General features: G+C 65.2%; 13 protein-coding genes. 6 read left to right on the top strand and 7 right to left on the bottom strand.

The annotated features are described in order from the left end of the window. Window positions 1-87: 87 nt before the first annotated feature. Window positions 88-1,065 carry a tRNA 5-methoxyuridine(34)/uridine 5-oxyacetic acid(34) synthase CmoB gene (gene cmoB / locus RLO07_RS06125; protein WP_462291251.1) on the bottom strand — a complete coding sequence of 326 codons (978 nt, stop codon included), beginning with the start codon at window positions 1,063-1,065 and terminating at the stop codon, window positions 88-90. Continuing rightward, the gene (cmoA, locus tag RLO07_RS06120) at window positions 1,062-1,838 is read right to left on the bottom strand and encodes a carboxy-S-adenosyl-L-methionine synthase CmoA (protein WP_462291250.1); all 777 of its coding nucleotides are present in this window, start codon (window positions 1,836-1,838) and stop codon (window positions 1,062-1,064) included. The genes cmoB and cmoA overlap by 4 nt, the downstream gene beginning before the upstream one ends. A gap of 61 nt (window positions 1,839-1,899) precedes the next feature. Between cmoA and RLO07_RS06115 the strand changes: the two genes are divergently transcribed. Beyond that, window positions 1,900-2,838 carry an aminotransferase class IV gene (locus RLO07_RS06115; RefSeq protein ID WP_462291249.1) on the top strand — a complete coding sequence of 313 codons (939 nt, stop codon included), beginning with the start codon at window positions 1,900-1,902 and terminating at the stop codon, window positions 2,836-2,838. A gap of 3 nt (window positions 2,839-2,841) precedes the next feature. Further along, window positions 2,842-3,591, top strand: coding sequence for a sulfotransferase-like domain-containing protein (locus RLO07_RS06110; RefSeq protein ID WP_462291248.1), 750 nt, complete (start codon window positions 2,842-2,844; stop codon window positions 3,589-3,591). A gap of 54 nt (window positions 3,592-3,645) precedes the next feature. On the opposite strand, the gene RLO07_RS06105 is transcribed toward RLO07_RS06110, so the two are convergent. Further along, the gene (locus tag RLO07_RS06105) at window positions 3,646-4,704 is read right to left on the bottom strand and encodes a purine nucleoside permease (protein WP_462291247.1); all 1,059 of its coding nucleotides are present in this window, start codon (window positions 4,702-4,704) and stop codon (window positions 3,646-3,648) included. Window positions 4,705-4,723: 19 nt separating this feature from the next. Beyond that, a complete protein-coding gene (locus tag RLO07_RS06100) occupies window positions 4,724-6,883 on the bottom strand; it encodes a TonB-dependent receptor (protein WP_462291246.1) in 2,160 nt (719 codons plus the stop codon). 221 nt (window positions 6,884-7,104) lie between these two features. On the opposite strand from RLO07_RS06100, the gene RLO07_RS06095 reads away from it, so the two are divergent. Further along, complete coding sequence (locus tag RLO07_RS06095; protein WP_462291245.1) at window positions 7,105-8,508, top strand: amidohydrolase family protein; 1,404 nt, start codon at window positions 7,105-7,107, stop codon at window positions 8,506-8,508. Window positions 8,509-8,513: 5 nt separating this feature from the next. Here RLO07_RS06095 and RLO07_RS06090 read toward each other — a convergent pair whose 3' ends face one another. Further along, window positions 8,514-9,092 carry a phosphoribosyltransferase gene (locus RLO07_RS06090; protein WP_462291244.1) on the bottom strand — a complete coding sequence of 193 codons (579 nt, stop codon included), beginning with the start codon at window positions 9,090-9,092 and terminating at the stop codon, window positions 8,514-8,516. Window positions 9,093-9,230: 138 nt separating this feature from the next. On the opposite strand from RLO07_RS06090, the gene RLO07_RS06085 reads away from it, so the two are divergent. From RLO07_RS06085 to RLO07_RS06075, 3 genes are read left to right on the top strand one after another with little or no spacing between them, the layout of a single operon-like run. Next, complete coding sequence (locus RLO07_RS06085; protein ID WP_462291243.1) at window positions 9,231-10,550, top strand: NCS2 family permease; 1,320 nt, start codon at window positions 9,231-9,233, stop codon at window positions 10,548-10,550. 30 nt (window positions 10,551-10,580) lie between these two features. Beyond that, the gene (pepD, locus tag RLO07_RS06080; protein ID WP_462291242.1) at window positions 10,581-12,023 is read left to right on the top strand and encodes a beta-Ala-His dipeptidase; all 1,443 of its coding nucleotides are present in this window, start codon (window positions 10,581-10,583) and stop codon (window positions 12,021-12,023) included. A 20-nt stretch (window positions 12,024-12,043) separates the two neighbouring features. After that, window positions 12,044-13,240, top strand: a complete 1,197-nt coding sequence (locus RLO07_RS06075) for an amino acid aminotransferase (protein WP_462291241.1) — start codon at window positions 12,044-12,046, stop codon at window positions 13,238-13,240. A gap of 106 nt (window positions 13,241-13,346) precedes the next feature. Here the strand turns inward: RLO07_RS06075 and RLO07_RS06070 are convergent, their stop codons facing one another. Together RLO07_RS06070 and RLO07_RS06065 are read right to left on the bottom strand one after the other, a co-directional pair. Continuing rightward, window positions 13,347-15,242, bottom strand: a complete 1,896-nt coding sequence (locus tag RLO07_RS06070; RefSeq protein ID WP_462291240.1) for an ATP-binding cassette domain-containing protein — start codon at window positions 15,240-15,242, stop codon at window positions 13,347-13,349. A gap of 85 nt (window positions 15,243-15,327) precedes the next feature. Beyond that, on the bottom strand, window positions 15,328-16,236 hold the full coding sequence (locus RLO07_RS06065; protein ID WP_462291239.1) for a LysR substrate-binding domain-containing protein: 909 nt from the start codon (window positions 16,234-16,236) through the stop codon (window positions 15,328-15,330). Window positions 16,237-16,248: the final 12 nt, after the last annotated feature.

Raw genomic sequence — 16,248 nt, 5'->3', positions numbered from 1 at the left:
TCGACTGCTCGCTGAGTCCAGGGCCAGCACGTGGCTGTACGTCGCTGAATACAACCATCAGTGTAGAGGGCACAGCAGCACAGGGAGTTACCCCGGTACTCGCGCCTTTACCACCGCCCGCCGCGGCGCGGGGTAGCCCTCGATCGTGCGACTCGAATCCTTCGGGTCAAGGAAGTCGGCGAGTGATTGGAACCGCATCCACTCCGTAGCCCGCTGCTCCTCGACAGTGGTGACCGATACATCCACCAGCGCCTCGTCCACGAACCCCAGTTTGCGCAGCCACCCCAACAGCGTGTCGCAGCTGGGCAGGAACCAGACATTGCCCATGCGCGCGTAACGCCCTTCTGGCACCAGGGTGGCGCCGGCGGGTCCCTCGATGACCAGGGTTTCCAGTACCAGCTGGCCGCCGGGGCGCAGGCAGGCCTTCAGCTCCTGCAGGTGGTCCAGGGGCGAGCGGCGGTGGTAGAGAATGCCCATGGAAAATACGCTGTCGAAGGCGGCGAGTTTCGGTGGCACATGCTGGATGCCAAGCGGCAGTACCCAGACGCCGGGCTGCCGCAGGTACTTTTGCAGGGCCCAGTACTGGAGCACGAACAGCGGTGTGGGGTCGATGCCGATCACTTCCGTGGCGCCAGCCCCGGCCATGCGCCAGCAGTGATAGCCGCTGCCGCAGCCGACGTCGAGTACCCGTCGGCCCGCCAGCGGGTCGATATGCGGCTGCAGGCGGTCCCACTTCCAGTCCGAACGCCACTCGGTGTCGATATGCACGCCGAACAGCTCGAAGGGGCCCTTGCGCCAGGGGTGCAGCAATTGCAGGGCTTTGCGCAGCGTGGCGCGGGCATCGGGGTCCAGAGGCGGGCTGCAGTCGGCGCCGACCCGGCCGCGGTCTAGGTGGATTCTGTCGGTTGCAATGTCGGGCAACGCCTCCAGGGCGGCCAGCCAGCGCGGCAGGTCGCCGTAGCGTTCCACCGCGAGGCCGCGGGCGAGCTGGGCCGGCAACAGCTCTGCCCAGGGTGCCAGCTCTGTTTTCTGCCAGCGTTGAATCAGGGGTTGGTAGTCGATCATTTCAGGGCGATGAGAGAGGCGAAGTTGAAGCACTGGAACCAGACGTCGCAGCTGCCGAAACCGGCGCCGCGAATGCGCTGTTTGTGTTCGCTGAGGGTTTCGCGCAGCAGTACGTTCTCGATGGCATTGCGCTTGCCGGCGATCTCCAGGTCGCTGTAGCCGTTGGCGCGCTTGAATTGGTGATGCAGGTCGATATTCAGGGCGTCCAGATGCGGGTCCTCGAAAGTCACCTTCTCCGACAGCACCATGATGCCGCCGGGGCGCAGGCCATCGTAGATGCGCTGGATTATGGCAGTGCGCTGCTCGCGGGCAATGAACTGCAAGGTGAAGTTGAGCACTACCACCGAGGCATCCTCGATGGTGACGTCCTGCACGTCGGCACAGACCAGTTGTACCGGAATGTCGTGGCTGTCGGTGGCGATGACGGTCTGGCAGCGCTCCAGCATGGCGGCGGAGTTGTCGACACCGATGATCAGGCAGTCCCGGTGCTGCACCTGCTGGCGCATGGCCAGGGTCGAGGCGCCGAGGGAGCAGCCGAGGTCGTAGAGTCGGCTGCCCGGCGTGGCGAAGCGGCCCGCCAGCAGGCCGGTCATGGCGACGATGGTGGTGTAGCCCGGTACCGAGCGCTTGATCATGTCGGGGAAGACCTGCGCCACGCGGTCGTCAAACTGGAACGCTGCGGGTTCGGTGACGGTCTGGGTATAGAGCGTATCGCGGTTGTCGGTCACGGCGGCGGTTTCGCGGGTTTCGGGGCTGGCGCGGAAGTCTATCATGGATGTACTCGCGGCCCGAATAGCGCACAATACGGCCCGCGAAATTCCCCGGAGCAGGCAGATGAAAGGCACTCACGAGTACGCGGGTGACCCGCGCAACGAAGACATACTGATCGACATCAACGGCGAACTGTTTCCCCGCGCCGAGGCGCGCATCTCGGTATTTGACTCGGGATTTATCCTCGGCGACGGTGTCTGGGAAGGGCTGCGGGTGGAGAGCAACACCGTGCTGTTCCTTGAGCGCCACCTTGAGCGCCTCTTCGAAGGCATGAAAACGCTGGATTTCCAGCCGGATTTCAGCCGCGAGGAACTCGCAGCGCGCCTGTATGCCATGCTGGCGGCCAACGACATGCGCGATGGTGTCCACATCCGCCTGATGGTGTCCCGCGGCGTCAAGGCCACCCCCTACCAGGACCCGCGCATGACCATCACCCCGCCAACGGTGGTGATCATTCCCGAATACAAACAGGCTCTGCCGGAAGTGGTGGACAAGGGCGTGCGCCTGTATACGGTGTATGTGCGCCGCGGCTACTCCGATGTGCAGGACCCGACCCTGAACACCCATTCCAAGCTGAACTGCATCACTGCCTGTATCCAGGCCACCAAGGCCGGTGCCGACGAGGCACTGATGCTGGACCCGCACGGCTTTGTCGCCACCTGCAACTCCACCCATTTCTTTATTGTCCGCCGCGGCGAAATCTGGACCTCCACCGGCGATTACTGCCTCGACGGCATCACCCGCGGCAAGGTGCTGGAGATGGGCCGGGAACTGGGCATCGCGGTGTGCGAGAAGAACTTTACCCTCACCGATGTCTACAACGCCGAGGAGGCCTTCGTGACCGGCACCTTCGCCGGCCTGGTGCCGGTGACCGAGGTCGATGGCCGGGTCATCGGCGAGCCTGGTGCCGGGCGGGACATGGTGCGGCGTTTGCAGGCCCAGTACCGGACCACGGTGGCGCGTTATATCGATGGTCCCGGCAAGCAGCATCCGCGGGGTTGAACCATGAGCGTACAGCGTATTGCCATGTGGTCGGGTCCGCGCAATATCAGCACTGCCCTGATGCGGGCCTTCGAGAACCGGGAGGACTGCGCGGTCGTCGATGAACCGTTCTATGGTTACTACCTGAAGAGCACCGGGCTTGAGCACCCGGACGGCGCCGCGGTCATGGCCAGCATGAGCTGCGACTGGCGCGAAGTGGCGCGGCAGCTCTGCGAGGAGTTGCCCGCCACGGCGGACGCCGCGACCTATTTGGTGTTCTACCAGAAGCACATGACCCAGCACATCCTGCCGGCCATGGACATGGGCTGGACCGACCGCCTGCAGAACTGTTTCCTGATCCGCGAGCCGCGGCGGATTATCGCTTCCTACGCCAAGGTCCGGCCACAATTCGCCATCGAGGAGCTGGGCTTCCCGCAGCAGTGGGCACTGTTCCAGCGGGTGGCGGACCGGCTCGGCGAGGCGCCGCCGGTGATTGACTCCGCCCGGACCCTGGGCGATCCGGAGGGCGTGCTGCGCGCCCTGTGCATCCGCGTTGGCATTGCCTTCAGTGCGCGCATGCTGCACTGGCCGGCGGGACGGCGCGCCAGCGACGGGGTCTGGGCGCCGCACTGGTACGCCGCGGTGGAGCGCTCCACCGGTTTCGAGCCGGTCAATGAAGTGCCTCTGGAGGCACTGCCGGTGCCGCCGGGCTGCGAGGGGATGTGTGAGGAGGCGGAGGCGATCTATGACCGCCTGCTGGACCATGCGCTGTAATACATGGCCAGTCGGCTCAGCCAGGCGCGTGCCGGGTTCAGTTTCTGCACAGGGTTACCCGGGCGGCGTTACCTCGTGTTTATCCCAATTTGCAAGTAGAGTCTCGATCACTTTCATGCCCACCAGGTAGGCATTCTCCAGCGCGGCATCCAGTCCCGCATAGCTGTCGTGCTGTTCCTCGCGCAGGTATTCCGCGGCGGTCTTGCCTGGGGGCGGCAGGGTGAAGTTGGAGGCGGTGCGCAACACCATGACGCGGTGCTTGTCGACCTTGCCGGCTTCGTGCAGGTAACTGAGTGACTGGTAAGTGCCGGTGTCTTCCATCGCTGAACTGACGAACTCGCCCTCGCCGTTGGTCCAGTATCTTACCCACTCGTTGGCCCAGTCGTTGAGCAGGGTGCCATGCCAGAAGGTCATTGCGGCCAGCTGGTCACCCTTGATCACTTTCGGCGGCTGTTGTCCCACCGGGTAGTCCACATAGGGCTTGCGGGCCGCGGCCAGGGTTTCGTGGTCGGGCAGTTCCATGCCTGCGGTAAGTTCATAGGCCCAGTTCACCAGGCCGGTGTTGAGCCGGAACACTTCGCCCAGGTTGTAGCGCTTGCGCTGCGGGTCGCCCGGCCCCTGGCTGAACAGGGGGAAGTAGCCGTGTTTCCAGTCCGCCGGGATTTCCCGGGCGTCGATCTCGTGAGCGAGGTCGCCATCGACCAGCCACTCGGCCCAGGCCACCGAACCCAGCGAGGCGTCCGCCGGGTCGAAGCCGGAAATGCCCGCTACCAGCCAGTAGGCCTTGCTCAGGTCGAAGCGCGGGTCCAGGCCCAGGGCCATGACGCTGGCAGCGGCGTTGGCCGTGCCCATGCCGGTGACGATGCCGAGGATGCCGGATTCCAGGTTCATGTGGATGTCGTGGTGCATGTGCGGTGTCGGGAAGCGGGTATCCAGCGGCACACGTTCGTACCAGCGCTGGAATTCACCGGCGTCATCGCCCGTGTCGGCACCGGTCTCGAACATGGTGACAACCACGACCTTGACCGGGATTGGACCCGGGGCAGCAGTTTCTGCCTGCGCGGGGAGTGCCAGCAGGGCGCAGAGCAGGGAAAGCAATACAGGTTTCAGCATGGTGGACTCGTCTCCGCTGTTAAAAGGTGCTGGACAGCGACAGGCCCCAGACCCGTGGTTCATTGGTGAAGCCGGTCAGGTTATTGAAGTCGATCGCGCCCTGCACGTTTTCCTCGTCGGTAATGTTGCGGCCGAACAGGGCCACTTCATGGCTGCCGTCACGCAGGCGCCAGCCCAGTCGCAAACCGCCCTCGAACTGGCCGTCAGTGACAAACTCGGCGGCATCATAGAGGAGCAGCTGGGTGTCACCCTGGTAGGACCAGTCGGTGAAGGCAAACAGTTCAGATTCGCGGCCCACCGGGACGGTCCAGGAGGCGGTGAAGTTGAAGGTGGTCTCCGGCGCCTGGGGGAAGGGATTGCCATCCACGAATACCAGGCCATCGCCGTCAACCGGATTGCGGATGGTACAGGCGCCACTGCCGCAGGGACCGACCCGCAGACTGCGGTCCTCGATTTCAGTATCGGCATAGCCGGCGCCGACCGTGACCGCGAAGTTGTCGGTAATGGCCCACTCGATGTCGAGTTCGCCGCCCTGGCCGTTGCCCTGTTCGGCGTTCACCAGCTGGATCGAGTTGTCCACACCGCCCACGGCGGTGAACTGGATGTCATCGACTTCGTAGTAGAACAGGGCGGCGTTGAGGCGCATGCGCCCCTCCAGGAATTCGGCCTTGTAGCCAAGCTCGAAGGAGGTAATGGTCTCGGAATCGGCAATCGAGGGCGCAGCGCCAAAGGCGACATCGCGGCCCTGGATGGTGGGCGCGCGGAAGCCGGTGCCGACCCTGGCCCAGTACAGGGAGGTATCGCTGGCGGCGAAGGACAGGGCGAGATCGCCGCTGACCTGGTCGTCGGACACGCTCTCCTGGAAACCGGGTGCGAAGAAGTCTTTCTCGTCATCGGTCCAGCGCAGGCCGGCGGTCAGGGTCCAGGCCTCGGTGAGAGCATAGTCAGCCTGGCCGAACACGGCCACCGAGGTATTTTCATGGGTGACTGTGGTTGGCGGCACAAAGAAGGGGCTGGTTTCGACATCCAGGTCGGAATCGAAGTAGAACAGGCCTGCCTGCCAGTTGAGGCGCGCGCCGCTATTGCTGGAGAGCCGGAACTCCTGGGTAAACTGCTGGACATCGGCCGAGTCCTGGGTCTGGGAGGGGAAGGGGATGAAGCCCGGACCCATGAACGGCAGGAATGCGGCGCCGAAGCCGCCGTCGATATCGCCGAGGCTGCGGCCCCTGGCGTCCTCACCGGCGGTGATGGAGGTCAGGGTGACGCTGTCGACGTCGTATTCCACCTTCAGGTTGACGCCGGTGTTGCGGTATTTCTGCGGGTTGTTGTCGCCCTCGTCGAAGAACACGGTGTCGCGAATGTAGTTGTCATTGAGCTTGTTGCTGCCGGTGTTGAAGATATTGGCGCGGAATACGGCGGCGGTGCCGTCGAGGTCGCGGTGGTGGGCGCCCAGCAGTGCGCTCATGCGATCATTGGGCTCGAACAGCAGGAAACCCTTCACCGCCTTTTCGGTAAATCCACCCAGGGCATTGTTTTCGCCGCTGAAAGCGTTATCGATCCAGTCGCCACGGCTCTGGTACAGCACTGCGATACGTCCGGCGACAGTGTCGGTGAGGCCACCGCCGACCGCACCTTCGAAGTTCAGGGTATCGAGTTCGCCGATGTCCACCTTGGCGCGGCCTTCCAGTTCCCGGGTCGGCTTGCGGGAGTCGAACTTGACGATGCCGGCGGTGGTGTTGCGACCGAACAGGGAGCCCTGGGGCCCGCGCAGGACTTCCACCTGCTCGACGTCAAACAGCGGAAAGCTTTTCAGCACCACATTTTCCTTCACGACCTCGTCCATGATGATGGATACGGGCTGGGAGGCGGCGAGGTCGAAGTCGATGTTGCCGAGGCCGCGAATGTAGAACCGCGGTGCGACGCGACCGTTGGAGGACTCGACATACAGACCGGGTACCCGGGCGGAAAGGCCGCGTATGTCCGCGCCACCCTCGAACAGGGCAGAAAAGCGCTCACCACTCAGGGTGGCGACTGACAGCGGGACATCCAGCAGGCTCTGCTCGCGCTTTTGCGCGGTGACGATGATCTCTTCCAGCTGCGCCAGGGCCGGGGCCGTCGCTGTGGTGGCCGCCACCAAGGCAGTGGCAAGGGTCAGCCGGGGTACGGTAATCCGCTTCATGGATGAGTCTCCTGAGTAAACTGGTGGGATGCAGTCGGTGATTTCTTGCGGATAGCTGGCGGGTTCTGGTGCCCACTGCTGGCCTTGTCGGCGCATTTGTGCAAAGTTACTCCCCTGCAGCGGCGGACGCAGCCCCCCGCGGCAAAAATACCGGAATTTGCCCATGTTTATGGGCGCTCGATTGCGCTGGGTCCCTGCGAACGGGGGACGGGAGAATGCCTGTGTTGAAGTTGTTCGCGCCCTGGCTGCTGCTGGGTGTGCTGTGCCCGCCGCTGGCGGTCGCAGGCCCGGCCAGCGGCGCCGACCTGATTGTCTATGGCGACTACCTGCTGACCATGGATCCGGCACAGCCGGAGCTCAAGGATGCTGCAGTGGTGGTGCGCGACAGTGTGATTGTGGACGTGGGGCCGCGGGAGCGAATCGACCGGGCCTGGGTGGCAGAGGCCAGCATTCCGGGAGTGGGCCGGGTGCTGATGCCCGGCCTGGTCAATGGCCACACCCACACCGCCATGACCCTGTTCCGGGGCATGGTCGACGATCTCGACCTGATGACCTGGCTGAACCACTACGTGTTTCCCATGGAGGGTCGCTTTGTTACCCCCGGGTTTGTGCGCACCGGCACCGAACTGGCGTGCTGGGAGATGATCCGCGGCGGCACCACCACCTTCGTCGACATGTATTTCTATCCGGACGAAATCGCCGCTGTAGTCGAGCGCTGTGGCCTGCGGGCCGTGATCGGTTCTCCGCACATTGATTATCCCAGCCCCGGCTTTAACGGCTGGGATGATTCCTTCGCCGCTGCCGCGGATTTTGTCGCTCGCTGGCAGGGCCGGCATCCCCGCATCACGCCCGCCTTCGCGCCGCATGCGCCCTACACGGTCTCGGCCGAGCACCTGCAGGCCACGGTGGAAAAAGCCACCCAGCTCAACGCCCTGGTGACCATGCACCTGGCGGAAGCGCCGGCGGAGACCGAGTTTGTCGCCGCGCAGTACGGCACCAGTCCGGTGCACCACGTGGCGGCGCTGGGTCTGTACCAGCTGCCGCTGATTGCGGCGCATATGGTGCAGCTGGACACCGCGGACATTGCCCTGACCGCCGAGGCCGGGGTGGGTGCGATTCACAATCCCACCTCCAACATGAAGCTGGGTGCGGGTATTTCTCCGGTGCCGGCGATGCTGGCGGCGGGGGTAAATGTCGGCCTGGGCACGGATGGCGCAGCTTCCAACAATGACCTGGACCTGTGGGAGGAGGTGCGCATGGCGGCCCTGCTGCACAAGGTCGCCAGTGGCGATCCCACCGCGATGCCTGCCGGCCAGGCCCTGGCCATGGCAACGCGACTGGGCGCGGCGGCCATTCACATGGGCGCGACCATCGGCCAGCTGAAGACGGGAATGCAGGCAGACATGATCCAGCTCGATGTCGGCCAGACCCGGCACATGCCCCTGTACGACGTGCAATCCCACCTGGTGTACGTGCTCGACAGCCAGGACGTGCAGACGACCATTGTCGCCGGCCAGGTGCTGATGCGGGATCGGCAGGTGCTGTCCATTGATGAGTCGGCGCTGCGTGCAGAGGTGACCCGGGCCAGCGCCCGCATCCGCAAGGCCCTGCGTGAAAAGCAGTAGGGCAGCTACTGACCTTTTGCCGCCAGCAGCTGCTCCAGTTCCGGCATGATGCTGGCGAGCTCCGGCTTGTTGGCGCGGATCTCTGCTGCGGTCAGGCCGTGCAGTTCGTGCGGAAATACCAGCCAGTCGTTGGTCTCGTGGATGTAGTAATCCGGCACCCGCTCGGTCTGGTTGTTGCCGGGCTTGTAGTAGGGGGTGGCGATGCGGATGTCCGGCGTGTTCTTCTTGCAGGCCTGGTGCAGGTCGTGGATCACCTGTTCAATGGACAGGCCCGAGTCGTGCACATCGTCGACGATCAGCAGTGAATCCTCGGATTCCAGTTGCTTTATGAGGTAGGTCAGGCCGTGCACCTTGACGTGGCGGCTGCGTTCGCCGATGCCGGTGTAGGAAGAGGTGCGGATGGCGATGTGGTCCGCTTCCAGGCCCAGCACATCCAGTAGTTCCTGCACCGCGATCCCTACCGGCGCCCCGCCGCGCCAGACGCCGACGATGTAGTTGGGTCGATAGCCGCTGGTATACACCTGCCAGGCCAGCCTGAAGGAATCTTCCAGCAACTGCTGGGCGCTGATGTAGTGCTTGTGCATGGTGCTGCCTTCCTCACGCCGTGGGCGAGCTGTGAAGGCGCAGAGATTAGCACAGCTTGTTCGCTATGGTGCCTCCGCAGGTCATTGCGTAAACTGCGGCCTTTCGGAATATGTCTGCCAGAGGGAGCGAGCAGCACCATGGAACACGGTCACCCGTCTGCTGCAGGCCCGCTGGAGCGATTTTTTCGCTTGTCCGAGCACGGCACCACCGTCCGCACCGAGCTGATTGCCGGCGCCACCACCTTCGTCACCATGGCCTACATCATCTTCGTCAACCCGCAGCTGATGGCCGCCGCGGGCATGGACCCGCAAGCCGCTTTCGTCGCCACCTGCCTGGCGTCGGCCCTGGCCTGCTGGCTGATGGGCCTGTACGCCAACTGGCCCGTGGGGCTGGCGCCGGGCATGGGCCTGAACGCTTTTTTCACCTACACCGTAGTCGCCGACCTGGGCTACAGCTGGCAGGTGGCCCTGGGGGCCGTCTTTTTGGCCGGCGTGCTGTTTGTGATCATGAGCGTCACCCGCCTGCGGCGCTGGATGCTGGACAGCATACCCATTGACCTGCGGGTGGCCATGGGCGCGGGCGTGGGCCTGTTCGTGGGCTTCATCGGCCTCAAGAGCGGCGGCATTATCATCGCCAGTGACGCCACCTTTATCACCCTGGGCGACCTGGCGGCGCCAGAGCCCTTCCTGGCGGCGCTGGGCTTCCTGGTCATCGCCATCCTGTCCATCCGCCAGGTGCACGGCGCGATCATTATTGGCATCCTCGCCATTACCGCCATCGCCCTGGGCTCGGGTCTGGTGCAGTTCCAGGGGCTGGTGGCGGCACCGCCGAGCATGGCGCCGATCTTCCTGCAGCTGGATATCCCCGGGGCCCTGGATGTGGCCATGACCAGTGTCATCATCGCCTTCCTGTTCGTGAACCTGTTTGACACCGCCGGCACCCTGCTGGGCGTGGCCACCCGCGCCGGCCTGGTGCAGCCGGACGGCAGCATCCGCAACCTGGACCGGGCGCTGAAGGCGGACAGCACCTCCAGTGTAGTTGGCGCTTTCCTCGGCTGTGCCCCGGTGACCAGCTATGTCGAGAGCGCCGCCGGTGTCGCCGCCGGTGGTCGCACGGGCCTGACCGCAGTCACCGTGGGTACCCTGTTTCTGGTGGCCATTTTCTTCGCGCCGCTGGCCGCCATGGTGCCGGCCTTCGCTACTGCGGGCGCACTGATCTACGTGGCCATGCTGATGCTGACCAGCCTGCAGAGCCTGCTCTGGGAGGACATGACCGAGGTGGTGCCGGCGCTGCTTACCGTGGTGATGATCCCGCTGACGTTTTCCATCGCCAACGGTATCGCGGTCGGCTTCATCAGCTACGTGGCGATCAAGCTGTGCGTTGGCAGATACCGGGATATCTCGCCCGGAGCCTGGTTCCTGGCGCTGATTTTCATCGCCAAGTTTGCATTGATGTAAGCCCCCGCCTCCCCCGGTATAATCCCGATCATGAAACCAGCCGCCTATCCCAACGATCCCGAGCACCTCTGGGAACACTTTTACCGCATTTCGCAGATTCCGCGGCCCTCGAAAGCCGAGGACGCGGTGCGCGACTACGTGATCGGGCAGGCCGAGGCCCACGACTACGGGTGGCAGCTGGATGCCATCGGCAACCTGGTGGTCTACGTGCCGGCGTCACCCGGGCGCGAGCACCACGGCACGGTAATCATCCAGAACCACCTGGACATGGTGACGGTGAAGACCGGCGACAAGGTCCACGATTTCCTTGCCGACCCCCTGAGCCTGAAGGTCGAGGACGGCTGGTTGCTGGCGGACCAGACCACGCTCGGTGCGGACAACGGCATCGGCTGTGCGGCGGCGCTGGCGGTGATGACCGATACCGATGTCCAGCACCCGCCGCTGGAGCTGCTGTTTACCGTGGACGAGGAAACCGGCCTCGGCGGCGCCCTGGGGCTGGATGCCAGCCTGCTCAGCGGCGAGGTGATGCTGAACCTGGACACCGAGGACTGGCACGAACTGTACATTGGCTGCGCCGGGGGCGGCGGCTGGGTCTTCACCGGGCGCTACCCGCTGGCGGCAGCCGCCGACGACCTGTCGTACTGGAGCCTGGAAGTGAAGGGTCTCGCCGGCGGTCACTCCGGCGTCGAGATCCATCACCAGCTCGGCAATGCGCTGAAACTGCTGGCGGAGAGCCTTGCGGATGTGGACGCGGTGCAGCTGATTGCCGCCAGTGCCGGCGTTGCCCACAACGTCATCCCGCGGGAGGGCACTGTGACCTTTGCCTGTGCACCCGGGCAGGCCCGGGCCCTGGCAGAGCGCCTGGATTCCCTGTTGGCGCGCTGGCGCAGTTACCTGCCGGCGGCGGATCATGCCGTCTCTCTCGGGCTGACGCCGGTCGAGCCGCAGCCGCTGCTGAGCGCGGCGGACAGCCAGCGTCTGCTGGCGGTGCTGGCCGCATTCCCCCACGGCGCCCAGGCCTACAGCCTGGCCCAGCCCGCGGACCTGGTGGATCTCAGTGTCAACCTGGCGCGACTGCAACTGCGGGACGGTGCCCTGGAGCTGGAGGCGAGCTACCGCTTCTTCAACGCCGAACAGGCGCTGCCGCTGCGCACCGGGGTGGAGGCGCTGGCCCGGCTGGCGGGTCTGGAGATCCGGCGTATTGACGGCTATCCCGGCTGGCAGCCGGATTTTGCCAGCCCCATGCTGGCCCGGGCCAAGGCCCTGCATCAGCGTCTGTTCGACAGCGAGCCGGCGGTCAAGGCCATTCACGCCGGCCTCGAATGCGGGATCCTCAAGAGCAAGAAACCGGATACGGATATTCTCTCCTTCGGTCCCACCATCCGCGGTGCCCACTCGCCGACCGAGCGCCTGCGCATCGATACCGTGCCGCCCTTCTGGCACTTCCTGACCGCCCTGCTGGCGGAACTCTGATACCCACAAGGATTACCCTCATGTTGGAAACGCTGCCCCAGGTTCCTGAAGACTCCATCCTCGGCCTCGCCGCCGCCTGCCGTGCGGATCCGAACCCGCAGAAGGTGGACCTCACAGTCGGGATCTACATGAATGAAGAGGGCGTGTGCCCGGTGTTCGATGCCGTGAGCCTGGCCCAGCAGGCCCTGGTCGAGGAGGAAACCACCAAGGCCTACATGCACCCCGCCGGCGATCCGCTGTTCAACCAGGGGATCCAGCGCCTGGTGCTGGGCGAGGATAGCCCCGCCCTCGTGGATGGCCGGGTCAGCAGCATCCAGACGCCGGGCGGCTGCGGCGCCCTGCGCATCGGTGCGGAAGTCATCAACCTTGCGGTGCCGGGAGCGCGGGTGTGGGTCTCGGACCCGACCTGGCCGGTGCACATACCGCTGCTGGGTAGCGTCGGCCTCGAGTTTGCAACCTACCGCTACTACGAGCCCGCCAGCCACAGCGTCAATTTTACGGCCATGGTGGATGATCTCGGGCAGGCGCAGCAGGGTGACGTGGTGCTGCTGCACGGCTGCTGCCACAATCCCTGCGGTGCGGACCTGTCGCTGGAGCAGTGGGGCGTGATCGCGGACATGGCCTCGCGGCAGGGCTTCCTGCCCTTCGTCGATATCGCCTACCAGGGGCTGGGTGATGGTCTGGAGGAAGATGCCGCCGGTCTGCGGCTGCTGGTACAGCGTTTGCCGGAGGTCATTATCGCTGCCTCCTGCTCCAAGAACATGGGCCTGTACCGGGAGCGCACCGGGGCCACCATTTTTGCCTCGGCCAACCCCGCCAGTTCCCTGGCCCTGCGCAGCCAGGCCCAGGTGGCGGCGCGGCGCATCTACTCCATGCCCCCGGCCCACGGCGCCCTGCTGGCGGGGCGTGTGCTTGCTGACGATGAGCTCAACGCCAACTGGCAGGACGAGTTGCAGGCCATGTGCCGGCGCATCAACGGCCTGCGCACCAGCCTGATGAGCAAGTTGGAGCAGTGCACGGACCGGGATTTCGGCTTTATCGAACGGGAGAAGGGCATGTTCTCCTTCCTCGGCCTGAGTCGGGAGCAGGCCGTCGCCCTGCGCGAGGAACACAGCGTCTACATGCTGGAGTCATCCCGTATCAATGTGGCGGGGGTCAACGGCGCCAATATCGACTATCTCGCCGAGGCTGTGGGCAAGGTGCTGCTGAGCCATTGATCGGGAAGGCAGTAATCCAGGGTCAGGTCCTTCGGGTCGGCATGCGGTCGAATGCGCCCTGGTGTAGCTGCCCCCGATTCCTGCAGCAGTGGTCAAGCTGCCCAGGTCAGCCCTCCAGCTCGGTCCAGCGCTCAATGGCGGCTTCCAGGGCTTCCTCCACGGCGGCCAGCTCCGCCAGCACCTTGTCCATGGTATCCCGGCCCTGCTGGTAGAAGGCCGGGTCGGCGGCTTGCGCCTGGTACGCGGCCTGCTGCTGTTCCAGCTCCTCGATCTTGCCCGGCAGGGCCTCCAGTTCGCGCTGCTCCTTGTAGGACAGCTTGCGCCGGGCGGGTGCGGCCGGGGTTGTCGGTGAGACCGCCGTGGGTGCCGGTTCGGGCTTGCTGGCGGGCATCTGCTGGCCGCGACCGGCGGGGTCGGTGAGCCGGCCGCCGCGGGCTTCCCAGTCGCTGTAGCCGCCGGCCTGTTCTTCTACCGTGCCGTCGCCGCGCAGGATCAGCAACTGGGTCACTACGTGGTCCATGAAGTCGCGATCGTGGCTGACCAGGATCACCGTGCCGTCAAAGGACAGCAGGATGTCTTCCAGCAGTTCCAGGGTCTCCACGTCCAGGTCGTTGGTGGGCTCGTCCAGCACCAGCAGGTTGGCGGGCTTGCTGAACAGGCGCGCGAGAATGGCGCGGTTCTGTTCGCCGCCGGACAGCGCCTTGACCGGTGTGCGCACCCGCTCCGGACTGAACAGGAAGTCACCCAGATAGGAGATGGCGTGACGGCGCTTGCCGTTGATTTCGATGAAATCCTGGCCGCCACAGATGTTGTCGATCAGGTTCTGCTCCGGCTCCAGCTTGCCGCGCAGCTGGTCCGAGTAGGCGATCTCCAGCTTGGTGCCGAGTTTTATCGTACCGCTGTCCGGGGCCAGCTGGCCCAGGATCAACTTCACCAGGGTGGATTTGCCGGCCCCGTTGGCGCCGACAATACCCACCCGGTCGCCGCGCTGAATGATGGTCGAGAAATCGCGAATCACATCCCGGCCCTCAAAGGCCTTGCTCACATGTTCCAGCTCCGCGACGATCTTGCCCGAGCGGCTGGCTTCCTCGATATTGAAGTTGGCGCTGCCGACCTTTTCCCGCCGCTGCTGGCGCTCCCGGCGCATGGCCTCCAGGTCCCGCACGCGACCCTCGTTGCGGGTACGGCGGGCCTTGATACCCTGGCGTATCCACACTTCTTCCTGGGCCAGCTTCTTGTCGAACAGGGCGTTGGCGCGTTCCTCGGCCTCCAGCTCCTGCTCGCGGTGATTGAGGAAGCCCTGATAGCTGCCATGCCAGGTGGTGAGATGGCCCCGGTCCAGCTCGGCGATACTGGTGGCGACGTTCTGCAGGAAGCGGCGGTCGTGGGTGATCAGCACGATCGCACCGCGGAACTGCTGCAGCTGGGTTTCCAGCCACTGGATCGCGGGAATGTCCAGGTGGTTGGTGGGCTCGTCCAGCAGCAGGATATCCGGGTCCGCGACCAGGGCCTGGGCCAGGGCCACGCGCCGGCGCCAGCCGCCGGAAAGCTCGCCCATTTTCGCGTCCTGGGGCAACTGCAGCTGGGTGATCGTGGTTTCAACCCGCTGCTGCAGGGCCCAGCCATCGGCGGCCTCCAGTTGCTGCTGCACCCGCGCCAGGCGGTCGAAGTCGATGTCGGCATCCTGCAGCAGGTGATGGTATTCCGCCAGCAGCTTGCCGGCCTCCGCCAGCCCCTCGGCGACCACGTCGTAAACGCTGCTGTCATCGGCGTCGGGCAGGGTCTGCAGCAGGCGCGCGATGCGCACACCGGGCCGCAGCCAGCGCTCGCCCGCGTCTGGTTGCTGTTCCCCGGCGAGGATGCGCAGCAGAGTGGTCTTGCCGGTACCGTTGCGGCCCAGCAGGCCCCAGCGCTCGCCGCGACGGATGGTCAGGTCTACATGGTCGAGCAGCACCTGGGTGCCGTAGTGCAGTTGCAGGGATTCGAGGCGGAGCAGGGGCATGGTATGACTTCAGTAGTGGGGTGGTGGTAGCCAAGGGCGCGCATTGTAGCAAACTTCGCGGTCCGGGAGACGGTCTCTGTCTACCCTACGTCACCTCGGGCCTCGCATCCTGGTAGTGCGCGCGGAGAATGTCGACCAGGGCTTCGGCGGGCCCTGACAATGGATAGCGGCGGCGGGTCACGATCCCCACCCGGCGTTCGATGACCGGTGCCAGCAGGGGGCGGGAGCGCACACCCAGTTCACGCAGCTGTTGCCTGCACAGCGTGGGTACCGCGCTGACACCAAGGCCGGCCGCCACCATGCGGCCGATGGTGACCAGGTGGTTGGTCTCCACCTCTATCCGCAGGGTCACGCCGCTGGCCGCCAGTGATTGCTCCAGCAGTGAGCGGATGCTGGAGGGGTGCTGCAGCGCGATAAAGGGTTCCTCGCCGAGAGCGCTCCAGTGCAATTGCCGCTGTGCCAGCAACGGATGCCCCGTGGGCAGTGCCGCCACGAAGCGATCGCTGAACAGCGGGCTGAACTGGAGATCCTCGGCGGCGCCGGGGTCGAAGGCGATGCCGGTTTCCACCCGGCCGCTGCGGACCATGGCAATGACATCCTCGGCGATGACGTCGTGCACCGTTATGTTGATCTCCGGGTGCAGTTGCCGAAACTGTTGCAGCAGCGCCGGCAGTTCGGTGCTGGCGAAGGAGGGCATGGCGGCAACCGCGAGCCTGCCGCGTCTCAGGGCGAAGGTGTCGTGCAGGTCGTCGACAGCAGCACTCCAGTCCGCCAGCAGGCGCTGGGCCACGGGCAGGAACTGGCTGCCCTCGGGGGTCAGTGCCAGGGTGCGGGTGGTGCGGGCCAGCAGGCGGCCGCCCACTGCCTGTTCCAGGTTGCGGATAGTGACGCTCAGTGCGGGCTGGGACAGGTTCAACAGGCCGCAGGCCTCGGCGAAGCTGCGACTGCGGGCGACGGCGACAAAGGCCCGAAGCTGCTTGATGGTGATGTCCATGCCATTTCTCGA

This window comes from Haliea sp. (assembly GCF_040221975.1).
Lineage (GTDB): Bacteria > Pseudomonadota > Gammaproteobacteria > Pseudomonadales > Halieaceae > Haliea.
This window is presented reverse-complemented; position numbering and strand designations above follow the sequence as displayed.